The sequence below is a fragment of the Candidatus Omnitrophota bacterium genome (assembly GCA_003598025.1).
In the GTDB taxonomy this organism is placed as follows: domain Bacteria; phylum Omnitrophota; class Gorgyraeia; order Gygaellales; family Profunditerraquicolaceae; genus Profunditerraquicola.
Window position 1 is genome coordinate 300,999 of the sequence record QZKH01000002.1, and the last position, 23,384, is coordinate 324,382.

Annotated in this window: 25 protein-coding genes and 1 pseudogene; all 26 read left to right on the forward strand. The window is 43.5% G+C overall.

Annotated features, from left to right (window positions below; translation table 11 throughout):
• The first annotated feature begins 1 nt into the window (after nucleotide 1).
• Nucleotides 2-994, forward strand: coding sequence for a tRNA preQ1(34) S-adenosylmethionine ribosyltransferase-isomerase QueA (gene queA, locus C4533_01755; protein ID RJP29737.1), 993 nt, complete (start codon nucleotides 2-4; stop codon nucleotides 992-994).
• 99 nt (nucleotides 995-1,093) lie between these two features.
• Nucleotides 1,094-2,236, forward strand: a complete 1,143-nt coding sequence (locus tag C4533_01760; protein ID RJP29738.1) for a tRNA guanosine(34) transglycosylase Tgt — start codon at nucleotides 1,094-1,096, stop codon at nucleotides 2,234-2,236.
• Nucleotides 2,226-2,924: a tRNA (guanosine(37)-N1)-methyltransferase TrmD gene (gene trmD, locus C4533_01765; GenBank protein RJP29739.1), complete on the forward strand. Its 699-nt coding sequence runs from the start codon at nucleotides 2,226-2,228 to the stop codon at nucleotides 2,922-2,924. The genes C4533_01760 and trmD overlap by 11 nt, the downstream gene beginning before the upstream one ends.
• Before the next feature lie 2 nt (nucleotides 2,925-2,926).
• Nucleotides 2,927-3,283: a 50S ribosomal protein L19 gene (rplS, locus tag C4533_01770; GenBank protein RJP29740.1), complete on the forward strand. Its 357-nt coding sequence runs from the start codon at nucleotides 2,927-2,929 to the stop codon at nucleotides 3,281-3,283.
• A 10-nt stretch (nucleotides 3,284-3,293) separates the two neighbouring features.
• The gene (locus tag C4533_01775) at nucleotides 3,294-3,902 is read left to right on the forward strand and encodes a ribonuclease HII (GenBank protein RJP29741.1); all 609 of its coding nucleotides are present in this window, start codon (nucleotides 3,294-3,296) and stop codon (nucleotides 3,900-3,902) included.
• The gene (locus C4533_01780) at nucleotides 3,889-4,275 is read left to right on the forward strand and encodes a YraN family protein (protein RJP29742.1); all 387 of its coding nucleotides are present in this window, start codon (nucleotides 3,889-3,891) and stop codon (nucleotides 4,273-4,275) included. Before C4533_01775 ends, C4533_01780 begins: the two co-directional genes overlap by 14 nt.
• Entirely contained in the window at nucleotides 4,272-4,835 is a 564-nt protein-coding gene (locus C4533_01785) for a hypothetical protein (protein ID RJP29743.1), read from the forward strand. Before C4533_01780 ends, C4533_01785 begins: the two co-directional genes overlap by 4 nt.
• Nucleotides 4,816-5,667 (forward strand): annotated as a pseudogene (locus tag C4533_01790) (bifunctional 5,10-methylenetetrahydrofolate dehydrogenase/5,10-methenyltetrahydrofolate cyclohydrolase). Before C4533_01785 ends, C4533_01790 begins: the two are co-directional and overlap by 20 nt.
• A gap of 9 nt (nucleotides 5,668-5,676) precedes the next feature.
• Nucleotides 5,677-6,003, forward strand: a complete 327-nt coding sequence (locus C4533_01795) for a hypothetical protein (protein RJP29744.1) — start codon at nucleotides 5,677-5,679, stop codon at nucleotides 6,001-6,003.
• A gap of 1 nt (nucleotide 6,004) precedes the next feature.
• Nucleotides 6,005-6,874 (forward strand): 5,10-methylenetetrahydrofolate reductase, encoded by an 870-nt coding sequence (locus C4533_01800; protein ID RJP29745.1) that lies wholly within the window; start codon nucleotides 6,005-6,007, stop codon nucleotides 6,872-6,874.
• Nucleotides 6,875-6,877: 3 nt separating this feature from the next.
• Entirely contained in the window at nucleotides 6,878-7,771 is an 894-nt protein-coding gene (locus C4533_01805) for a hypothetical protein (protein ID RJP29746.1), read from the forward strand.
• Between the two features lie 2 nt (nucleotides 7,772-7,773).
• A complete protein-coding gene (gene cdhC, locus C4533_01810; GenBank protein ID RJP29747.1) occupies nucleotides 7,774-9,960 on the forward strand; it encodes a CO dehydrogenase/CO-methylating acetyl-CoA synthase complex subunit beta in 2,187 nt (728 codons plus the stop codon).
• 50 nt (nucleotides 9,961-10,010) lie between these two features.
• On the forward strand, nucleotides 10,011-10,850 hold the full coding sequence (locus C4533_01815) for a tetratricopeptide repeat protein (GenBank protein RJP29748.1): 840 nt from the start codon (nucleotides 10,011-10,013) through the stop codon (nucleotides 10,848-10,850).
• Nucleotides 10,851-10,904: 54 nt separating this feature from the next.
• A complete protein-coding gene (polA, locus tag C4533_01820) occupies nucleotides 10,905-13,460 on the forward strand; it encodes a DNA polymerase I (GenBank protein RJP29749.1) in 2,556 nt (851 codons plus the stop codon).
• The gene (locus C4533_01825) at nucleotides 13,453-14,841 is read left to right on the forward strand and encodes a glycogen synthase (GenBank protein RJP29750.1); all 1,389 of its coding nucleotides are present in this window, start codon (nucleotides 13,453-13,455) and stop codon (nucleotides 14,839-14,841) included. Before polA ends, C4533_01825 begins: the two co-directional genes overlap by 8 nt.
• Nucleotides 14,819-15,433, forward strand: coding sequence for a dephospho-CoA kinase (locus C4533_01830; protein ID RJP29751.1), 615 nt, complete (start codon nucleotides 14,819-14,821; stop codon nucleotides 15,431-15,433). Before C4533_01825 ends, C4533_01830 begins: the two co-directional genes overlap by 23 nt.
• On the forward strand, nucleotides 15,421-16,677 hold the full coding sequence (locus tag C4533_01835) for a transcription termination factor Rho (GenBank protein ID RJP29752.1): 1,257 nt from the start codon (nucleotides 15,421-15,423) through the stop codon (nucleotides 16,675-16,677). Before C4533_01830 ends, C4533_01835 begins: the two co-directional genes overlap by 13 nt.
• Nucleotides 16,678-16,705: 28 nt before the next feature.
• A complete protein-coding gene (locus tag C4533_01840; GenBank protein ID RJP29753.1) occupies nucleotides 16,706-16,912 on the forward strand; it encodes a 50S ribosomal protein L31 in 207 nt (68 codons plus the stop codon).
• The gene (gene prfA, locus C4533_01845) at nucleotides 16,905-17,984 is read left to right on the forward strand and encodes a peptide chain release factor 1 (GenBank protein RJP29754.1); all 1,080 of its coding nucleotides are present in this window, start codon (nucleotides 16,905-16,907) and stop codon (nucleotides 17,982-17,984) included. The genes C4533_01840 and prfA overlap by 8 nt, the downstream gene beginning before the upstream one ends.
• Nucleotides 17,971-18,765 carry a peptide chain release factor N(5)-glutamine methyltransferase gene (prmC, locus tag C4533_01850; GenBank protein ID RJP29755.1) on the forward strand — a complete coding sequence of 265 codons (795 nt, stop codon included), beginning with the start codon at nucleotides 17,971-17,973 and terminating at the stop codon, nucleotides 18,763-18,765. The genes prfA and prmC overlap by 14 nt, the downstream gene beginning before the upstream one ends.
• Nucleotides 18,758-20,020: a UDP-N-acetylglucosamine 1-carboxyvinyltransferase gene (gene murA / locus C4533_01855; protein RJP29756.1), complete on the forward strand. Its 1,263-nt coding sequence runs from the start codon at nucleotides 18,758-18,760 to the stop codon at nucleotides 20,018-20,020. The genes prmC and murA overlap by 8 nt, the downstream gene beginning before the upstream one ends.
• On the forward strand, nucleotides 20,017-20,583 hold the full coding sequence (locus C4533_01860; GenBank protein RJP29853.1) for an aminodeoxychorismate/anthranilate synthase component II: 567 nt from the start codon (nucleotides 20,017-20,019) through the stop codon (nucleotides 20,581-20,583). The genes murA and C4533_01860 overlap by 4 nt, the downstream gene beginning before the upstream one ends.
• A gap of 27 nt (nucleotides 20,584-20,610) precedes the next feature.
• The gene (trpD, locus tag C4533_01865) at nucleotides 20,611-21,618 is read left to right on the forward strand and encodes an anthranilate phosphoribosyltransferase (GenBank protein RJP29757.1); all 1,008 of its coding nucleotides are present in this window, start codon (nucleotides 20,611-20,613) and stop codon (nucleotides 21,616-21,618) included.
• 4 nt (nucleotides 21,619-21,622) lie between these two features.
• On the forward strand, nucleotides 21,623-22,405 hold the full coding sequence (trpC, locus tag C4533_01870; protein ID RJP29758.1) for an indole-3-glycerol phosphate synthase TrpC: 783 nt from the start codon (nucleotides 21,623-21,625) through the stop codon (nucleotides 22,403-22,405).
• Nucleotides 22,406-22,410: 5 nt separating this feature from the next.
• Complete coding sequence (locus tag C4533_01875; GenBank protein RJP29759.1) at nucleotides 22,411-23,034, forward strand: phosphoribosylanthranilate isomerase; 624 nt, start codon at nucleotides 22,411-22,413, stop codon at nucleotides 23,032-23,034.
• Nucleotides 23,031-23,378, forward strand: a complete 348-nt coding sequence (locus C4533_01880; GenBank protein ID RJP29760.1) for a hypothetical protein — start codon at nucleotides 23,031-23,033, stop codon at nucleotides 23,376-23,378. Before C4533_01875 ends, C4533_01880 begins: the two co-directional genes overlap by 4 nt.
• Nucleotides 23,379-23,384 lie beyond the last annotated feature (6 nt).

The window sequence follows — 23,384 nt, forward strand, 5'->3', positions numbered from 1 at the left end:
AATGAAGCTTTCCGACTTTGATTATACCCTGCCTAAAGATTTAATCGCGCAGCACCCCCTTAGAGAGCGCTCTGGTGCCAATTTGCTGGTTTTAAACCGCAAGGAAGAAACCATCGAGCACCGTAAGTTCAGCGATATAGCAGAGTATATCACTGAAGATGATTTTTTATTCCTGAATGACACAAAAGTCCTTCCTTGCCGTATCATCGGGCATAAAAAGACAGGCGGCAGGGTAGAGCTGCTGCTGTTAAAGCAAAAGGAAGGTCCGGTATTTGAGTGCCTCGTTAAACCAGCCAGGCTTAAATGCGGGCAGGAGGTTATTTTTGATTCAGGCAAAATTTCAGCCAGGATCAGCGCCAATAACGAAGTATCATTCAGTACTGCGGATATCCCGTCAATATATTCGCTGGGTGTTATGCCGCTTCCGCCTTATATAAAACGCCAGGTTTCCGACTCTGACTCAGAATACTACCAGACCATTTACGCAAGGGTCCCTGGTTCAGTAGCTTCACCTACGGCCGGGTTGCATTTTACCAGCGGGCTATTAGATAAGCTAAAAGACAATGGCGTGAAAATCGGGTACCTGACTTTGCATGTAGGTTTAGCTACCTTTAAACCGGTAAAGAGCCAGGATGTCGTAACGCATAAGATGCATGAGGAATATTTTTTTATCCCTGAAGGAACAATTAGGATGATTGATGATGCGCAGCGGAGCAGGAAGAATATAATCGCAGTGGGGACGACTACCTTAAGGTCTATTGAGTCTTACGGCCAGACATTACAAAGTTCAGGCAAAACCAGCCTTTTTATTTACCCGGGGTATAAATTTCGTTACGTTAACTCCATGATAACTAATTTCCATCTTCCGAAAACCACATTATTCATATTGGTCAGTGCTTTTGCCGGAGAAAAGCTTATAAAAAAGGCTTACCAGGAGGCTATAGACAGGAAGTACAGGTTTTACAGTTATGGAGATGCGATGTTGATTATATAGTTGAACCGTTGATTCGTTTAATAGTTGATTCGTTGATTATCTAATTTAAGTTCTTTCGATTCAAATGGTCAACCAGTCAATTATTCCGCTAATTTAAAAATGTTTGAATTAATAAAAAAAGATAAAAATACAAAGGCAAGGCTCGGTAAAATCAAGACCGCCCACGGCAGTATAGATACGCCGTGTTTTATGCCGGTAGGAACGCAGGCGACCGTAAAAGGTTTGTCGCCGGAAGAATTAACTTTAAGCGGGGCGCAGATAATACTATCTAATGCCTACCATGTTTTTTTACGGCCCGGTATGGAATTAATAAAAAAAGCAGGAGGCCTGCACAATTTTATGTCATGGAAAGGGCCGATACTTACTGACAGCGGGGGATACCAGGTATTCAGCCTTGCTTTACTAAGGAAGCTTAATGATAACGGCGTGGAATTCCAGTCTCATATAGACGGCTTAAGGCACGTCTTTACTCCCGAGGATATAATGGATATACAGTATATATTAGGCTCGGATATAATAATGCCTCTGGACGAATGCGTGCATTATCCTGCAAGCCGCGATAATGCGCTGGTAGCCATGCAGCGCACGATTGACTGGGCCAGGCGCTCAAAAATCAAAAAAGCGGAGTTGGACCGGGCAAATAAAGGATACGAAAGGTTGCTGTTTGGCATTATTCAGGGCTCAACCTATCAGGACCTGAGGATTACATGCGCCAATAAATTAACAGAAATCGGTTTCGACGGTTATGCCATCGGAGGAGTTTCTGTTGGCGAACCCTGGGACTTGGTATATAATATCGTCAGCCTGACTGCGGATGTTTTGCCGGAAACCTGCCCCCGCTATGTAATGGGAGTAGGTACTCCTTCGGATATAATAGAGGCAATTGATTTGGGGATTGATATGTTTGATTGCGTGATCCCTACGCGTTATGGAAGGAACGGAACTGCCTTTAGCCGCCAGGGCAAGCTTGTCATAAGGAATGCTGCCTTTTCACAGGACTTCAGTCCGATAGACAGCGGATGCGCATGTTATGCCTGCAGGAATTTTTCCAGGGCTTATATAAGGCACTTATTTAATACCGAAGAAATCCTCGGGCTTAGGCTGGTTTCCCTGCATAATATTTATTTTTACCTGGACCTGATGAGGCAGGCAAGGAAAGCGATAGCAGAAGGTTCTTTCCCGGAGTTTAAGAGATGTTTTTTAAGCACATATCAAAATGGGGGCATACAGAATGCGCGTTGATATAATAAGTATATTCCCGAAAATGTTTACCCCTATCCTTAATGAATCTATTATAAAGCGCGCGCAGAATAAAGGCAAAGTCAAGATTTTCGTCCATGATCTTAGGGACTATTCTTCTGATAAGCATAGGAAGGTCGATGACAGGCCTTTTGGCGGTGGTTCAGGGATGGTGATGCGGCCTGAGCCGGTTTTTAACGCCGTAGAAAGAATAAAAGCAAAACCGGGGTTAAATAGAGCCAAAGTCGTGCTCATGTGTCCGCAAGGCCGAAAGCTGGATCAAAAACTTGCAAGAAAATTATCTAAGGCCAGGCATCTTATAATAATATGCGCACGTTATGAGGGCATAGATGAAAGGGTCAGAAACAATCTGGTTGATACGGAAGTCTCTATCGGAGATTATGTTTTGACCGGGGGCGAGCTTCCGGCAATGGTTTTAATAGACAGCATAGTAAGGCTGATACCCGGAGTATTGGGCGACAAAAATTCCTTGAATTTTGAGTCATTTGAAGGTAACCTATTAGAATATCCTCAATACACAAGGCCCGCAAGATTCAAAGGGATGACCGTCCCTGCGGTGCTTTTGTCCGGTGACCATAATAAAATCGAAGATTATAGAAAAAAAGAATCTTTAAAGAGGACAAAACAAAGAAGGCCTGATCTTATAATCACCAGCCGAAAGGAGCATTAAAAATGGATAAACTTAAACTTATCGAATCAGGGTTTACAAAAAAAGAAATGCCGAAATTCAATGTAGGCGATACCGTCAAGGTTTTTGTCAAGATCCCGGAAGCGGATGATAAGATCCGCCTGCACCCCTTTGAGGGGATTGTCATAGCCAAAAAAGGCTCGGGCTCAAGGCAGAACTTTACCGTTAGGAAAGTATCTTACGGCGAAGGTATCGAGAGGGTATTCCCTTTATTCTCTCCCTCCATAGAGCGTATAGAGATAATACGCTCAGGGAAGGTTAAGAGGGCCAAGCTTTATTACCTTAGAGGCAAAGTCGGTAAAAGAGCTACTAAGATAGAAGAAGCCGAATCAATATCTTAATCAGCATTAAATGCTGTATTACGAAAGAAAATTAAAAAAGAGCGGCTACGACCTTATTATCGGAGTTGATGAAGCCGGGCGCGGCCCGCTGGCAGGTCCGGTTGTCGCTGGTGCCGTTTGTATCCAGGATAAGCGCTTTAAGAGCCGTATCGATGATTCTAAGAAATTATCCTCTCAGCAGAGGCTCAGCGCGTATTTGGAAATTGCAGATAAATGTTTTTTCGGGATAGGGATAGTAAGCGAAGAAGTGATAGACCGCATAAACATCCTTAAGGCAACGCAGGCTGCTATGGAGAGCGCCATAGGCGGACTTTTGACAAAGATAAAAGACCTGAATAAACGCAGGCCTTATATTATAGTTGACGGAAACGTAAAACTTTCGGCAGCTTATCCATGTTTGCCGATAATAGACGGAGATTCCAAGTCTAAGAGCATAGCCTGTGCTTCGATTATGGCCAAAGTAACAAGGGACAGGATAATGTGCGTCTACGACAGGATATATCCTGAATACGGGTTTGTTATTCATAAAGGTTATCCGACCGAGAAACACAGGAGGGCTATTAAAAGATTCGGGCCTTCCGGCATACACAGAAAAACTTTTTGCTATGCAAAAGCATAATAATGTTAATAGCGGGCTCATCGGTGAAAACATCGCTTTAGGTTTCCTTAAGGATAACGGTTATAATATCATAACAAGAAATTACAGGAAAAACTCAGGCGAGATTGATATTATAGCAAAAGATAACGGTTATCTTTGTTTTATAGAAGTAAAATCCAGGCGTTCGTGCGATTTTGGCCGGCCGGCTGAATTCGTTTCCGTGCAAAAACAATCCAGGATATCCAGGACTGCAGCACAGTACCTTAGAGAAAACAAGATATTCAACGAGAACGCAAGGTTTGATGTGGTCTGTATTACAGGTGATACAAAAGCCCTGCCAAAGATAGAACTCATAAAGAATGCATTTGAAATCAACAGGAGGATAGGCTATTGAAATACAAAGAACAGTCTTTAGCTGTTTATCTGAATGATCTTTCAGCCAGGCTTGCTGCTCCGGGTGGGGGTTCGGCCGCCGCTTTAAGCGCTTCCCTTGGCGCTGCCCTGGTTAGCATGGTAATTAATTTTACTATCGGCAAGAAAAAATACGCCGGTTACGAAAAAGAATTAGCAGTATTGCTTGATAAATCTGAGAAACTGAAATTCCAGCTGCTTGATATGGTGGACCTGGATGTGGCTGCTTATGCCAGCAAGAACCTTAGAGACGCGCTGGATGTCCCTTTTATGGTATGCAGGTTGAGTTTTGAAGCCGCAAAGTTATGCCCGCCGCTGGTAAAGAAAGGCAATATTAATTTAATCAGCGATGTGGGCGTTGCCATAGCTTTACTTGAGGCAGCATTTTTTTCGGCATTGTTGAATGTGGAGATAAACCTTAAATCTTTGGCAGATGCTAAGCTGGCCTCCAGTATCAGGAAAGAGCTGGACAAGAAGGCCAAAGATATAAAGAAAATAAGAGCTAAAACGGAGGCGCAAGTTGTCAAAGCTATTAGAGGGTAAGCCCATTGCAGCCAAGATACAGCAGGAGATAAAAGCAAAGATAGCCGGCTTTATGTCCGTACCTGTGTTAGTCAGCATTATGCTGGGGGAGAATGCCGGTGCAGAGGCGTATGTAAGATCCCAGAAGAAGGTGGCAGATGAGCTCGGCATAGATTACCGCCTGCATAAGCTGCCGCAGCATACAACAGAACGAGAACTTATAAATTTTATAGAAGATTACAATATGCATCCTGAGGTAAACGGGATTATTATACAGATGCCGCTGCCGGAGCATATAGATTACAAGAAAATAAGCCAATTTATAAAACCCGAAAAAGATGTCGAAGGCCTGCACCCGGCTAATATAGGTAAGATAATGTTCGGCAAAGCAGTGGTTGTGCCTTGCACTGCCGCGGCAGTGATGGAGCTCTTATATGAGAGCGGGATAGATTTATACGGCAAGGAAGTTGTAGTGGTAGGACATAGCGAGATAGTCGGCAAGCCGCTTTCCCTGCTTCTGCTGGAGAAATTTTCCACTGTAACCGTTTGCCATATAGGCACAAGTAAAGCAGGCAGGCTGGCAGAGCATACCAGCAAGGCCGAAGTCTTGATTGTGGCAGTCGGTAAGCCTAATCTGATCAAAGGCCAGGATATAAAAGAGCATGCTGTCGTAATAGATGTCGGCATCAACCGGGTAGAGGGCAAGATAGTGGGAGATGTAGAGTTTGAAGAGGCAGCAAAAAAAGCCTCATTCATCACGCCGGTACCGGGCGGAGTAGGGCCGCTGACCGTGACTATGTTGATGCGTAATCTAGTAAATGCAAAAATTTCGCAGGACAATGCGGTTCTTTGATTATAATACATGCGCACAATAATACTGCTGACGATTTCAAATATTTTTATGACGTTTGCCTGGTATGGCCACCTCAGGTATAAAGATTCTCCGTTATGGATCGCAATATTCGTAAGCTGGATGATAGCATTTGTTGAATATTGTTTCCAGGTCCCCGCAAACCGTATAGGCCATTATCAGTTCTCAGCCGCGCAGCTTAAGACTATACAGGAAGTTATCACCCTTTCGGTCTTTTCAATTTTTTCGGTGCTATATTTAAAAGAAGGAATGAAATGGAATTACCTGGCAGGGTTTTTATTGATAATAATAGCGGTAATCATTATTTTTAAAAAATAATATGACTCTGAGCGAGAAGATAAAATCCGGGAAATCATTATTGACCACCGAGATCGGCCCTCCAAAAGGCATAGAGACTAAGACTATTCTTGAGGACGCAGAGCTTGTACGTGCAAGAGTAGACGGGATCAATGTTACCGACCTTCAGAGTTCAGTCATGCGCCTTGGTTCGCTTGCGGTATGCAGCCTTTTAAAACAGAAGGGTTTTGAGCCGATATTCCAGGTTACCTGCAGGGATAGAAACAGGCTTGCCTTGCAATCAGATATACTTTCTGCCGCTGCTTTAGGCATTGAAAATATTTTGGTGCTTACCGGCGATCATCCTAAATCCGGGGATCATCCCGATGCCAAGCCGGTATTCGACCTTGATTCTGTGCAATTGCTGCAAGTAATAAAAGGCTTAGAGTCAGGTCAGGATATGAACGGCAACAAGCTGGAAGGCGTTCTCCCTAAGTTTTGCCTTGGGGCAGTAGTCAACCCCGGAGCTGATCCGATAGAGCCTCAGATCATAAAGATGGAAAAGAAGATAGAAGCCGGAGCAGTGTTCTTCCAGACTCAGGCGGTTTATGATGTGAGAAAGTTTGAAGTTTTTATAGAGAAGACAAGACACCTTAATACCACAATACTTGCGGGGGTAGTCCTGCTTAAGTCGGCCGGCATGGCAAAATTTATGAATAAGAACGTTGCCGGCGTATCTGTCCCTGATTCCCTTATTGCTGAGATGCAGCAGGCACAGGATAAAGTCAAGGCTTCGGTAAAAATTGCAGCCGGATTAATCAAAGAGCTTAGGCCTATGTGCCAGGGTATCCATATTATGCCGATAGGCTGGGATAAAGTTGTGCCTATGGTATTGGATGAGGCAGGTCTTTAGTTTATGAAAAAAATAATCATAGTCGGCTGTTCGGTTTCAGGCCACACCGCAGCCGTAAACTTAAAAAATAAATCTGATAAATTTGAAGTAAGTATTATAACAGAAGAAAACTATCCTTTTTACGACCGCCGGAAGCTTACGGAACTGATCTCAGGTAATATTAACGAAGAGAAAGAATTGTTTGTCTGCGAAGAAGAGTTCTATCGCAAAAGCAATATAAATTTTCTTAAAGACAGCGCCGTTGTCTCAGCCAATATTTCTAAAAAACAGCTCAGCCTTAAAGATAAGCAGGCAAGCCTAAACTTTGATTATCTGGTAGTCGCATCGGGACAAAAACCTGTTGTTCCTGAAATACCCGGCTCCAGAAAAACAGGGGTCTTTTCTTTCTACAGCCTGCAGGATGCAAAGGATATAACCGCTTATTTTATTGATGAACAGATTTGCCTGGTAGGCCTTAATGATGTTTCTCTGCATTTATCCGAGGCTTTAGCTGCTAAATATCAGACAGGAGTAAAGATAATTTCTGAAGTGGCGCCAAGTCAGGCGCAGGCTTTACCCGTGGGGGTCGAGGTGATCCAGAGTAAGCCGCAGGAGATAATCGGCGAAGGCCAGGTCCAGGCCGTTAAGCTTTATTCGGGAAAGATTATAGCAGCTTCTGCAGTTATTTTTACTGATAGCAGGCAGGCAAATGTAGGTTTCTTGAAAAATTGCGGCATCGAGACAATCGATTCCCGTTTAGCTGTTGATGATTTAATGAGGACCAGTAATAAGGATATTTTTGCATGCGGCTCTGTTGCATCGCGCAGGGATGCTTTTCAGGCAGAAAAAACATGGGAAGATTGCCTTAACGATGGTATAAACTTGGCGGAAAACCTAATAAAAATCACAGGAGATTAATCATGTCAGAAGTCTTAATCAATTTAGGAAGCAAAGGGAATGAGGCGGTCATAAATTTAACCCGGGAAACATTAAATAGCGTAATAGCCAAGAAATCCGGGGCACAGAAGATCGCATTTCCTGAGACTAATTTTTACCTCCCGTTTATAAACGCGATCCTTAAAAGAGAAGTCAAGACGCTTGGTGATTGTTTACAGGCGCTGGATGATGCCTTGCGTTTGAGTAAAAACGAACCCAGCGCAAACGGAGTAAATATAGAAGCATTGGGCGGGATATTTAACAAGGGTTTATCTACGCTTATCTGCGAAGAGATACTGGCTGCCCTGAGTTATTTTGACGCTAAGCATCCCAGCGGCTCGGGAACAGGCTTTTTATCTGACACCCTGCTGCGTTCTTTAGGGTTACAGTTAGTAGACGGCAGGATAGCCGGTATCGCCGTTATATTGGGTCCGGCAAAAGACGAAGATTCAGCCGTTGAGCTGATCAGGAATTTCCAGAGCAGGAGCATAGTGAGCCTGCTGGCAGGGACCGCTAACGGTAAAACTTTTAAAGAGCAGCTTGAAAAGAGGAAGATCGAGATCGGGCTTGATAACTATATAGTCCCGTTAGGCCAGGATTATTTATCCGCGATTTATTCTGTTAATTGGGCAATCAGGGCTCCCTTGATGTACGGTGGTTATAAGCCCGGGCAATGGCAGGAGATATTGAATTACACCAGGACAAAAGTCCCGGCTTTCGTCGTCCTGTTAAGCCATGTAGATGAAGTGCTGGTCGCAACCGGGCTTGGCGCGCTGGCTTTGGGTTTTCCTATTATTACGGATCTTGATGTGCCGCAGCTGGGCAAGATCGATACTACTTTGTATGAGGCGCTGGTAACCGAGAAGGATTATAAAAAGCTTGCCGGTAAATGCATAGAGACAAGAGGATTGAAAGTCAAGGTAACTAATATTGATATTCCTGTTCCTTACGCTGCTGCTTTTGAGGGTGAGAGGGTAAGGAGAGAAAACTTATACGTTGAATTCGGCGGTAAAGGCAATACCGCTTTTGAGTTCCTTGCGTGCAGGGATTCTAAAAATGTAGAAGACGGGAAGGTGGAATTGATCGGCCCGGAAATAGACGAAAAAGAAGAAAACTCCAAGAGTATGCCGCTGGCGCTCATCCTAGAAGTCTCCGGGCGCAAAATGCAAAAAGATTTTGAACCTATATTAGAGAGACAGATCCATCGTTTTATTAACTACGCTATGGGTGTAATGCATATAGGCCAGAGGGATATGAATTGGATCAGGATATCCAAGGATGCCTTTGATAAAGGTTTCAGGCTTAAACATATCGGGGTCATCCTTCATGCCATGATGCATCAGGAGTACAGCAGTATTATTGATAAGGTCCAGGTAAAGATGTATACGCGTAAAGAGGATGTTGAAAGATTGTTTGGACATGAAGCCAGGGCAGCTTTTAATGAAAGGGATGAACGCATAAGCGGTATGACCGATGAAAGCGTGGATACTTTTTATTCCTGCCTGTTGTGCCAGTCATTTGCGCCGAACCACGTTTGCATAATCACGCCCGAGCGCCTGGGGTTATGCGGCGCCTATTCCTGGCTGGACGGCAAAGCTTCTTATGAAATAACGCCTACGGGTCCGAATCAACCGGTGGCAAAAGGCGCGGTTATCGACACCAAGTTAGGTAAATGGTCCGGGATAAACGATTTTGTGCACCTTAAGTCAAATAAGACAATTGAGAGTGTTAGCATGTATTCTTTGATGGACTCCCCTCAATCTTCATGCGGTTGTTTTGAATGCATACTTGCGATAATCCCCGAGGCAAACGGGGTTATGGTTGTGCACCGTGATTTTTCAGGCATGACCCCATGCGGTATGAGTTTCACTACTCTGGCCGGTTCTGTAGGGGGAGGGGCGCAGACTCCGGGGTTCTTGGGGGTAGGGAAGCTTTATTTGGCGAGCAAAAAATTCATAAGCGCTGAAGGCGGATTAAAAAGGCTGGTGTGGATGCCCAAGGAACTTAAAGAAATGTTGTCTGATAAGTTGAAGAAGCGCGCCCAGGAATTAGGCGTGCCCGGCCTGCTGGATAAAATAGCTGATGAGACCGTGGCGACTAATTCACAGGAACTGCTTGATTTCCTTTCTAAGGTAAAGCACCCTGCTCTTGAGATGGAGCCGTTGATGTAATTTTTTTCTTGACGTTTTAAATTTTATAAGATATTATTAATACATAATTTATGCCTAACCATTCCCACCATAATTATAATAAGGTGAAAATAGCAATAGGGTTTACGTTTTTTTTAACGTTTAGTTTTTTTTCTGCCCACACTGCATTCTCTGAGGAAGCGGTTAGCAATTATCTTCCTTACGATAACCTGTTTAAAGGTTCGCAGCAGATTGAGACAAAAAGCAGCAGCGTGCCAGTTTCTTATGCCGCAGGAGAGGTCCAGGGCCTTGGCGCGTTAAGGGAGCAGGCCAGGTTATATAGGTCTCAGGGGATAGAGCTCCAGCGGGTTGGTAATTATGACCAGGCTCTGGGGTTGTATAAGAAGGCAATTGAACTCGATCCTTTATATGCCGTTCCATACAATGATATGGCTATAATATTCGAAATACAGGGCCTGAAAGATAAGGCAGAAGAATATTATCTTAAAGCCATTAAAGCGGACCAGTATTTCCTGAGCGCTTATTCTAATTTGGCTTTATTCTACGAAGGCAAGAGAGATCTCAATAAAGCAGTTTACTATTGGGGCAAAAGGGCAGAACTTGGCGATGTAAATGACCCCTGGACCCAGAGGGCAATCCAGCGCAGAAGCGACATACTAGCTTTGAATTCCGGCGTAACTTATGACCCGGAACAGGAAGAACGGATTGCTGACTTGATGAATGAGATCGAAGCCCGCAAGGATAATAAGAGTCTTTCCAAGTATTACTTTGAAAAAGCCAAGAAAATGCACGAAGGCGGAGACGATGTGGGGGCGTTGAAGAAAGGCATAGATGCTATGCAACTGGATGAATCTAACGCCGAGATCCGCGACTTCGTTGATAATATCCGTAGAACTTTGTTATCGGAATAGTTAACCACAAAAATTCTTTCCTACCGAGAAAATTGAATTCCTTGAATAAAATTAATGAAGGATAAGAAAATATACCTGGTTGATGCAACAGCTTTTTGTTATAGGGCTTTCTACGCGCTGAAAGACTTAAAGACATCCTTTGGCCTGCCGACTAATGCCATATATGGTTTTGTGAATATGCTCAACAAGCTGCTTAGCGAGCATAAGCCTGAGTACATTGGCGTATGTTTTGATGTTTCCAGGGATACTTTCAGGCAGAAGAAGTACGCAGAATATAAGATGCAGAGGCCTCCTATGCCTGACGGCCTGGCAGAGCAGATGGGTTATATCAAAGAGATCATAACTGCCAGCGGCATAAAGCTCATAGAAAAAGAAGGGTTCGAGGCTGATGATATAATCGCAACAATAACAAAGCGCGCAAGGCAGGCCGGTTTTTGCGTGGTTATTATCAGCTCAGATAAAGATATGCTTCAGCTTGTCGGAGAAGGGGTGGTGGTTATCAGCCCGCATAAAGACGGAGATATAGTATATGACCAGGATAAGGTAGTGGAGCGTTTTGGAGTAAAACCTTCTTCTATAATCGATATTATATCTTTGATGGGTGATGATGTTGATAATATACCCGGTGTAAAGGGTATAGGAGAAAAGACTGCCGTATCTTTAGTCAAGGTTTTCGGCTCAGCAGATGAATTAATATCAAGGGTGGATGAAGTAAAACAGGAGAAAATCAGGAGCAGCATCATCGATAATGCAGAAATTATCAGACTGAGCAGGGAGCTGGCCTTGCTTGACAGCAATGTTGATATTGATTTTAGCCTGCAGGATTTACGTCCTGTAGGTCCGGATAATAATGCGCTTGCCAGGCTATATAAACACCTTGAGTTTAAGAAATGGCTTAAAGATCTGGATAAGAATGAACCTGCTAATAATGAACATAAGCAGGAGGTTCTGGCGATACCAGACAGCCAGCTCAGCAGCATCATCAAGGGCGCCAACCTGCTCTATTTATCCGGGCAATCTTTTGATAGCCTTTATTTATCAACAGGAAAAGATTTTTTTAAAGTAAATAACCCGGGCCAGAACCTAAGAATCGTATTGCAGGACCCTTCGATCCTTAAAATAGGGCACAACCTCAAGAGACTTAAGTTCGTTTTAGCCAGGGAAAACGTTGATTTAAAAGGCCTATATTTTGACACCATGATAGCCGGGTATGTTTTAAACCCTGCTAAGGCCAACAATCTTATCAGCGATATTGCATTTGATTATCTGGATAGGCCGGTTAAATTCAACCCCGATGACGGAATAAGTTCCCTTGAATTAATAATTGAGTTAAAAGAGCTTCTGGAAGATGAGCTGAATAAAAAATCCCTAATCAATCTTTTTAAAGAAATAGAAATGCCTATGGCTGAAGTCCTGTCTGAGATGGAGATAGGCGGGATAAAAATAGATTCAAAATTGCTTAATGATATCTCCAAAGAACTGGAAAAAAGACTTATTGCCCTTGTTGATGATATCTATAAATTAAGCGGCACCCAGTTTAATATAAATTCACCAAAGCAGTTAAGGGATGTGCTCTTTGAAAGATTGAAACTTCCCGTCGTAAGGCGCAGTAAAACCGGGCCCTCGACAGATGAGGGGGTTTTAACGACCCTTGCTAAGAAACACGAACTTCCTGCCTTGCTTCTTGAATACAGGCAGCTGACTAAATTAAAGAATACCTATATCGATACACTGCCGAATCTTGTCAATAAAGACACAGGCATGCTGCATACTTCTTTTAATCAGACCCTGACTGAGACGGGCAGGCTCAGCTCCAGCAATCCAAACCTTCAGAACATACCGGTCAAGACTGAGATTGGCAGGCAGATAAGAAGGGCAGTGATTGCTTTTGATAAAGGCAGCAGGTTATTGTCCTGCGATTATTCACAGATAGAACTCAGGGTTTTGGCGCATTTATCCAAAGACGAAAACCTGATTAGCGCATTCAGAAATAATAAAGACATCCACAAAGCGACTGCTTCTTTGATTTATTCTGTAGAAGAGCCCCAGGTCCAGGATTATATGCGTGAGACAGCCAAAAGGGTAAATTTCGGCATAATTTACGGCCTCACATCTTTTGGATTATCGCGTGATCTTGACATATCCCAGGACGAGGCCCAGAGTTTTATCGACGCTTATTTCATAAGATTTCCCAAAGTCAAAGAGTATATAAATTCCCAGATAGATACAGCTCAAAAGAACGGGTTTGTCACTACTCTGCTTGGCAGGAGGAGGTACCTGCCTGATATAAGCAGCAAAAACCAATCTATAAGGCAGCTGGCGCAGCGCCAGGCAGTAAATACCCCTATACAGGGAAGCGCCTCCGACCTTATAAAATTAGCGATGATCAGGATACAAAAAGAAATATCTGCTGCCAGGTTAAAATCAAAGATGATCCTGCAGGTGCATGATGAACTGATTTTTAATGTCCCGAACGGAGAGATGGATGTTTTCTCTAAGATGGTAAAGAATGCCATGGAGCATGTGCTTGTTCTTGATGTCCCTATTACGGTAGATATGAAGTCAGGTTTAAACTGGCTGGATATGAAGGAGCTGAAATTAAATGATTGAGGTGTTGTATTGTTCTTCTGAAGTTGTCCCGTTTGCAAAAACAGGCGGCCTTGCCGATGTTTCTGGTGCGCTGCCTTTATCTTTAGAGAAACTCGGCGTAAAAGTAAATATCGTTATGCCTTTATATTCCTTGGTGGACAGGGCTAAATTCAAGCTCTCCAAAGCAGGAAATGCAACTTATAAGGCAGTTATCGGCAGCAGGATTAATATATTTTTTATAGAGAATAAGGCTTTCTTTGACAGACCGTCTTTATATACGGATTCCAACGGTGATTATAAGGATAACCTTGAAAGGTTTTCCTATTATTGCAATAGGTCGCTTGCGCTGATTAAAGAATTTAGCCTTAAGCCGGATGTTATCCACTGCAATGATTGGCAGACATGCCTGATACCGGTTTATCTAAAGGCAAATTATTCAAAAGACCCTTATTATAAAAATATAAAGACACTTTTAACGCTTCATAACCTTGGTTACCAGGGGATTTTTCCTAAAGAAGAATATCCCAAACTTGGATTAGATAATTCATTTTTCAGCGTTGATGGATTGGAATTTTACGGCAAGGTGAATTTGCTTAAGGCGGGCATAAGGTTTTGCGATATTATTAATACCGTCAGCCCGAGGTACAGCCGGGATATACAGACTTCGGAGTTTGGTTTCGGGCTTGAAGGATTATTGAAGGAGCGTTCCGACAGGCTTTATGGAATATTAAACGGCATAGATTATTCTATATGGGATCCCCGGAAAGACGATTTTATCGCCAGGAAATTTTCACCGGAAGACGTGCATTTAAAAACAGTAAATAAAAATGACCTGCAGAAAGTCTGTTCTCTCCCGCAGAAAGATGTGCCGGTAGTCGGCATGGTTTCCCGGATAGTGGAGCACAAGGGTTTTGACATTATCTGCGAGGCTATTGATAAGATATGCAGTCTGCCGCTTCAAGTGGTCATCCTGGGCAAGGGAGAAGATAGATACGAGAAATTACTTAAAGCCGCAGCCAAAAAATACCCCGGGAAAATATCTGTCAATTTTGCTTTTGATGATCTCCTGGCGCATAAAATATATGCAGGTGCAGACATGTTTCTGATGCCTTCTCAATATGAACCTTGCGGCCTTGGGCAGATGATAAGCCTTAAGTACGGCAGTATACCGATTGTTTTTAATACCGGAGGTTTAGCTGACAGCGTAAATGAAGATAACGGCTTTGTCTTTTATAAGTATGGCTGTAATCCGCTTGCGGAAACAGTAAAAAAAGCTCTTGCCGTTTACACTGATAAGAAAGAGTGGGCTAAATTAGTAGTTAATGCGATGGAAGCGGACTTCTCTTGGGAAAGATCCGCCAGGCAATACATAAAGCTGTATGAGAAAGCAAAAGAAATATAATAAAAAATTAGTCATCGGCTTGACCGGTAATTTCGGCAGCGGCAAGTCCACCGTGGCAGGTCTATTCCGTGAGCTCGGCGCTTATGTGATAGATGCTGATAAACTCGCGCGCAAGGCAGTTTCCCCCGGGGCAAAGGCTTACAATAAGATAGTAAAGGTTTTCGGTAAGGCGATTTTAAGGAAGAACGGGCATATTGATAGGGTACGCCTTGCAGGCCGTGTATTTTGCGACAGGAAGGCTTTGGTAAGTTTGAACAGCATCATTCATCCTGAAGTAATCAGGGCCATAAAAGAGAAAATATCTGCCAGTAAATACAGGATAATACTGCTTGATGTCCCTTTATTGATTGAGTCAGGGTTGAGCCGCATATCAGATAAAGTGATCGTGGTTAAGGCCTCAGCAAATACGATAGCTCGGAGGCTTTCAGGTAAAAGAGGTTTCAGCATTCAAGAGATTAAGGATAGGACTAAAAACCAGATGCCTATCCGGGATAAACTCCGCTTAGCGGATTTTGTAATAGATAATAACCGCAGTTTCAAAAATACAAGCGTACAGGTAGAAAAAATAAGGAGGAAGTTGTGGAAAAGTTAGTAATAAGCGAATTAAAAGATAAGAAAATATCCGAGTTGAACAAGATTGCCAAGGCGATGAATATTAACGGCATAAGCGGTTTGAGAAAACAAGAGATGATATTTAAATTGCTGCAGGCGCAGGCGGAGAAAGAGGGCCTGATGTTCGGGGAGGGCATATTGGAGATACTCCCTGAAGGCTTCGGGTTCTTGCGGTCAACCAATTATAATTATTTACCGTGCCCTGACGATATATACATATCTCCTTCTCAAATCAGAAAATTTGACCTAAGGACGGGGGATACCGTATCAGGCCAGATCAGGCCGCCGAAGGAGGGAGAAAAATATTTTGCCCTTCTTAAGGTGGAAGCGGTGAATTTTGAGAATCCCGAAGATGCAAAAGAAAAAGTCCTTTTTGACAACCTTACTCCTATTTATCCCCAGGAGAGATTCAACCTTGAGACAAAACCCGAGGAATTGTCGATGAGGGTCATGGACCTGCTTACACCTATAGGCAAAGGCCAGAGAGGCTTGATTGTCGCCCAGCCCTACAGCGGAAAGACAGTATTGCTGCAGAAGATAGCCAATGCCATAACCACAAATCATCCGGAATCTATCTTGATCGTTCTTCTAATAGATGAAAGGCCGGAAGAGGTTACGGATATGCAGAGGCATGTTAACGGCGAGGTGGTTTCTTCTACCTTTGACGAGCCTCCGGAGAGGCATTTGCAGGTCGCTGAGATCGTATTGGAAAAAGCTAAGCGCCTTGTAGAGCACAAGAAAGATGTGGTTATACTTTTAGACAGTATCACAAGGCTTGCCAGGGCTTATAACTCTGTAATCCCGCATAGCGGCAAGGTTTTATCCGGCGGTATTGATTCCAACGCCTTGCAGAAACCTAAGAGGTTCTTCGGTGCCGCAAGAGGGCTTGAGGAAGGCGGAAGCCTCACGATTATTGCCACAGCTCTTATCGATACCGGCAGCAGGATGGACGAGGTAATATTTGAAGAGTTCAAGGGCACCGGCAACATGGAGCTCCAGCTTGACCGCAATCTTTTCCAGCGCAGGATATATCCGGCGATTGATATAAAAAGGTCGAATACACGCCATGAGGAGCTGCTTATGAAGCAGGAAAAGCTCCAAAAAATATGGATATTAAGGAAAGTGCTTAATGAGCTGAATAACGTCGAGGCGATGGAGCTTCTGATAGAAAAGCTGGCCAAGACCAAGAACAACGAAGAGTTTTTAAACAGTATGAACCATTAATGTTGGAGAATTAAAAACAGGAGGAAGAATGAAAGAAAAAATACACCCCAATTACAAAGACTGTACGATAGTATGTGCATGCGGAGAGACGATCCATACCCGTTCCACAAAACCGAACATAAGGGTAGAGGTCTGTTCTAAGTGCCATCCTTATTTTACGGGAAAGCAAAAGTTTGTTGATTCAGCGGGAAGGGTAGAGAAGTTTATTAAGAAGTATAAGAAATCAAATGGCTGAAAAACTTGATTTGTCAAAATATCAGGCTTTTGAAAAACGATATAGCGAACTTGAGCACTTGTTGGCTTCTCAGGAGGTGATAGCTGACAAAGAGCAATACAGCAGGCTTGCCAAGGAACTTTCTTCCATATCCAATAAAGTATCATTGTTCAGGGAATATGAGAAGACAGCAAGGAATATTGACGAGCTTAAGGCTATGCTGAGCGCCAAGCATGATAAAGAATTCATTGAGCTTGCTAACAGCGAATTACATGAGCTCAAAGAGAAGAAACAACAGCTGGAGAAAAGCCTTATTGAGGCATTGAAAGCCAGGGATGAAGAATCCGGTAAAGATGTCATAGTGGAGATCCGCCAGGGTACCGGGGGCATGGAGGCAGGGCTGTTTGCCGCTGACCTCTTCAGGATGTATTCCAAATATGCCTTAACCAAGAATTGGGCCGTAGAGGTAATGTCATCCCACCCTACTGAATTAGGCGGGTTCAAGGAAATAGTCTTTGCTATAAAAGGCAAGGATGTTTTTAAACATATGAGATTTGAAAGCGGAGTGCATAGGGTGCAGCGCGTCCCTCACACCGAAGCCCAGGGCCGAATACACACTTCGACTGCTACTGTTGCAGTATTAGTTGAGCCCGAAGACGTAGAGCTTGTCATTGACCCTAAAGACCTAAGGATTGATACTTACAGGTCTTCAGGCCCCGGAGGCCAGCATATGCAGAAGAGCGATTCGGCAGTGCGTATTACCCATATACCTACGGGAATGGTTGTAGCCTGCCAGGATGAACGGTCTCAGCTTAAGAATAAAACAAAGGCAATGAGGATTTTAAGAGCAAGGCTATTGGAGGTAAAGAGGGAAACAGAATTTAAAAAGGTCTCAGAAGAGCGTAAATCTCAAATCGGGAGCGGAGACAGGAGCGAAAAAATACGAACCTATAATTTCCCTGACAGGCGGGTTACTGACCACCGGATAAACTTTACTTCTCACAGGCTTGAGTCCGTATTAGAAGGCGATATGGATGAATTAATATCGGCCATTATCAAAGCTAACGAGGATAAGCTGAATGAACGAAGCTGAACTTGTATTTACGGATGTCCTGCAGTGCGATAGAGTGTCTTTATATTCCGCAAGAGGTGTTATACTTAACCGCAGGCAGCTTTCTAAGATTTCTAGCGTATTTAAACGCAGGCTTAACGGAGAGCCCCTTCAGTATATTTTAGGCAAGACCGAATTCATGGGTTTTGAATTTAAGGTAAACAGGAGCGTGCTTATCCCCAGGCCCGAGACAGAGATCATGGTAGAGGAATGCATAGGTATAATAAGAAATATTTCCGCTAAAGGCAAGGCGTCAGTTTTGGATATTGGCACAGGTTCCGGATGCATAGCTGTTTCTTTGGCAAAATTATGCCCGAAAACATTATCCATCGATGCTGTTGATATATCCGGCGGCGCTCTATCAGTGGCTGCGGATAATGCTCATAGAAACGGAGTTGCAGGCAGGATAAATTTCATAAAAAGCGATTTATTCAAGGAACTTAATCCGCGGAAGAAATACGACCTCATAGTTTCGAATCCCCCGTATGTAGAAAGAGGTATGATAGGCAGATTAGAAAAAGAGATCCATTTTGAGCCGAGGTTAGCGCTTGACGGCGGGGATTCCGGCCTGGATTTCTATAAAGCGATAATTTCTGATGCGCCTTCATTTATGAAAGAAAACGGATTCATAGTTTTTGAGGCAGGCCTGGGCCAGGCGGAAAGAATAAAAAATATTTTTTACAAAAATGATAAATTTGAGATAATAGGTAAGGTTAAAGATTACAATGATATTGAAAGGGTCATAATAGCTAAATATGGATAAACTTATAATTGAAGGCGGTAATAGGTTAAAAGGCGAAGTTGAGGTTTCTGGCTCAAAGAATTCGGTACTGCCGATATTTGCGGCAACTCTGTTAACGGACAAGCCCTGTGTGATTAAAGGAGTGCCGATGTTGCGGGATACAAATACTATGCTCAAGATCCTTAAGTCATTGGGCAAGAACATCGACCTTGACGGCAAAAATGTCAGGATTACAACGGGTAAACAACTCAAATATTTTGCGGATTACAAGCTTGTTTCTACCATGCGCGCTTCATTCTGTGTCCTGGGCCCGCTTTTAGGCCGCTTTAAAAAGGCAGAGGTTTCTTTGCCGGGCGGATGCGTTATAGGTGTGCGCCCAGTAGACCTGCATTTAAAAGGCATTAAGTCTCTTGGAGCGGATATCAATATCGAATCGGGTTATGTTATTGCCAATGCCAGAAAATTAAAAGGCGCCTATGTTTATTTGGGAGGCGTATTCGGTTCTTCTGTGCTGGCTACTGATAACGTAATGATGACAGCGGTTTTAGCCAAAGGTAAAACAGTGATTGAATCTGCTGCCTGCGAGCCTGAGGTAGTAGATTTAGCGGAGTTCCTGATAAAGATGGGAGCTAAGATAAAGGGCCACGGCACCCCGATAATTGAGATAGAGGGTGTAAACCACCTGCAAGGTGCTGAGCACGAGATAATCCCTGACAGGATAGAAGCAGGCACCCTGATGGTCGCTGCGCTTATTACGCGCGGAGATATAACTATAAAAAGAGCATTGTACCAGCATCTGGGCGCGCTTATCGATAAACTGCAGGAAGCAGGTGCAGGCATATATAAGAGTAACGGTTCAATAAGGGTAAAATATAAGGGAAGGCTAAAGCCAATTAATATTACCACATTGCCTTATCCGGGTTTTCCCACGGATATGCAGGCGCAGGTCATGAGTCTTATGACCGTTACTCCCGGGATAAGCCTAATTACAGAAAAGATATACCCTGACCGTTTTATGCATGTTGCCGAACTTAACCGTATGGGAGCGCGTATTCAAAGAGAGGGTCCGCATGCGGTGGTAGAAGGGGCGAAATCGCTTAGCGGGGCTGCGGTCATGGCATCTGACTTGAGGGCCTCTGCGGGGCTTGTATTAGCCGGCTTGTGTGCCAAGGGCAGAACTTCAGTTTCCAGGATCTATCATCTTGAACGTGGTTACGAAAATATGGAATCCAAGCTGCAGGGGCTAGGCGCAAAGATATGGAGAGAAAAAGAATGATTTTAATGATTGATAATTATGACTCATTTACCTATAACTTGGTCCAGTATCTGGGCGAGCTGGGCCAGGACGTAAAAGTCTATAGAAATGACAAGATTACTATTAACCAGATTAAAAGGTTAAAGCCGGCTAAGATATTGATTTCTCCCGGTCCGGGCCGGCCGGAGGATGCCGGAATATCTTGCGCCGTTATAAAAGAACTTGAAGGCAAAGTCCCGATATTAGGGGTTTGTCTGGGGCATCAATGTATAGGTTATGTTTATGGGGGCAAGATAATCAATGCGCGTAAACTTATGCATGGCAAGACTTCGTTGATTTATCACAATCGTAAAGAAATATTCCGCGGGATCCCTAATCCTTTTGAAGCTACAAGGTATCATTCATTGATTGTCGAGCGCAGCTCTCTTCCCGGATGCCTTGAGATAACAGCAAAGACAAAAGAAGGAGAAATAATGGGTTTAAAGCATAAGATTTTTCCGACTTGGGGCGTGCAATTCCACCCGGAATCCATATTGACAAGATGCGGCAAGGATATACTTGCTAATTTCCTGAAAGCCGCCTGAAAGAGTTTTAATCAAAATCCAAAGCATATGATCCAGGAAGCTATAACCTTATTAAAAGAAAAAAAGGACTTAAATCCTGAGCAGATGTATTCTGCCATGGAGGAGATAATGGCAGGTAAAGCCGTTACGGAGGATATTGTCCGGTTTTTGCTGGCCCTGGAGGATAAAGGTTATGCTGTCGAAGAGTTGACTTCTGCAGCCAGGGTAATGCGCAAGTTTGCCGTGAAGATAAGCCCGAAGGAGAAAGAGATACTGGATACCTGCGGCACGGGTGGTGACCAGAAAGGGACTTTTAATGTTTCTACCGCAGTGGCATTCGTGGCCAGCGGATGCGGTGTTACTGTAGCAAAGCATGGAAACCGTTCAGTCTCAAGCTGCTGCGGAAGCGCCGATATCCTTGAGTCTTTAGGCGTGAACATTGAGATGAGCGTAGAAAAGATAGAGGCATGCCTTGATGATATAGGCATAGCTTTTCTTTTTGCGCAGAGAATGCATCCGGCTATGAAGAACGCCATGCCTGCCAGAAAGCAGATAGGCAGGAGGACGATATTTAATATATTGGGTCCTTTGGCAAACCCTGCTTCGGCAACACATCAATTGATCGGAGTATTTGAGCCTGCGCTTACCCGGGATTTAGCCAGCGTATTGATGAAGCTAGGCAGTAAGAGTGCTCTGGTTGTATGCGGTGATGACGGCCTGGATGAAATATCGGTTTCAGATTCTACTGTGGTTTCAGAGCTGCGCAATGGCAAGATATCGACTTATAAGATTTTCCCGGAAGATTTTAATATCAAAAGGGTAGATTTGAAATATTTACAAACTTCCGATATCGCCGGTAACAAAAAGGTCATAATGGATGTTTTAGGTGGGAGTAAAAGTCCTTGCCGCGATATAGTTGTTTTGAATTCTGCGGCAGCATTATTTGCGGCAGGAACCGTCGGTTCTATAAAAAGCGGTATGGGGCTTGCAGCCGAATCTATTGATTCGGGCCGGGCGTTAAGAAAATTAGAACTTTTAATCGAATATTCCCGTTAAACCTATGAAAGACACGCTTAAAGAAATAATAAAAGTTAAGAAAGAAAAATTACTTCTTGCAAAACAAGCCTTGCCCGAAGATGAGCTTAAATCCAGGCTAACAGGTTTACCCGAGGCCCGTGGTTTCACCCAGGCTATAGCTAAGCCAAAACAGATATCGCTTATTGCTGAGTTGAAGAAAGCCTCTCCGTCAAAAGGCCTGATACGCCAAGATTTTGACATTGCTAAACTTGCAGCTGCTTACCAGGAGGCCGGGGCACAGGCTATTTCGGTATTGACCGAAGAAGATTTTTTTCAGGGGAACTTATCTTATCTACAGATAGCCAGAGATAATGCAAACCTCCCTGTTTTAAGGAAAGATTTTATCATGGAGGCATACCAGATTTATGAATCCCGTGTTTTTGGAGCCGATGCAGTACTTCTTATAGCAGATATACTTTCTAAGGATAAGCTGGTTGAATTGATGGGGATTTCAAAAGAGCTCGGACTTGATTGCCTGGTAGAGGTGCATGACGAGAAAGAGCTGAAAAAAGTCCTGAACCTTAAAGTGCCGCTAATCGGTATAAATAACCGTGATCTTCATTCGCTGGAAGTGGATTTCAAAATAACCGAAAAATTGTTCCCGCTTATCCCTAAAGAAAAAATAGTCGTAGTAGAAAGCGGGATAAAGACTTATCAGGATATATTATTTCTCAAGATTCTCGGGGCAAGCGCCGTACTTATCGGAGAAGCTATTATGAGCAGCCAGGATGTCCGTCAGAAAATAGAAGAAATAATGGGCTGGTAGCTTAAATGGTTAAGATAAAAATATGCGGGATAACTAACATTAAAGATGCCCTTGATTCAATCAGGCTGGGGGCGCATGCCTTAGGCTTTGTATTTTACAAAAAAAGCCCCAGGTATATACGCCCTATAGATGCAAAGAGCATAATTGAACGTTTGCCTTCGGGGATAATGAAAGTCGGCGTATTTGTCGGGGGAAGCCGAAAGTCCATAAAAAATATTTTACGTTCGTGTAAACTAGATGCTTTACAATTGCATGGCGGGCAGACGCCGCAGTTCTGCAGAGGATTTAAAGGCTACAGGGTAATAAAATGCCTCAAGGTAAGAAAAGCTATAGATAAGAAGGAGATAAACAGATATAATGTATATGCTTTGCTTTTTGATACTTTTGACAAGGATGTTGCCGGGGGGACTGGCCGCAGGTTTGACTGGAAATTATTAAAGGGCATCCCAAGAAATAATAAATTGTTTTTTCTTTCCGGAGGCTTAACAGCCGGAAATGTGGGTTTGGCAATAAAAATTGTCCGTCCCGACTGGGTTGATGTTTCTTCATCTTTGGAATCGCGCCCTGGAAAGAAAGACGCAGCCAGGGTCAGAAGATTTATAAACGCAGTAAAAAGAACCAAAATATGAAGAAGTGCCCTTACTGTGCAGAGAAAATACAGGATGAGGCGATTAAGTGCAGGTTCTGCGGAGAATCACTTAAGAACAAAAGAGGTTGTTTAAATTGTTTGATCGGCTGTCTTCTGTTTATGGTTGTTTCTGTGCTGGTGTTCCACATCTTTGTCTACCTGGTATTTTTTCTTATAAGGTTTTTGTTCGAAGGGGCATTTTTTGAGATGGGCAGTCACCGTTATTATTATGCGCCCATGGGTGTTGAATATGCGGGATCAGTTGTAATTGAGATGCTGAGAAATCTCGATAACCTATGGTTCAGGATTACGGACGCTTTAGGTAAAGGTCTAACACAATTTTAAACCACT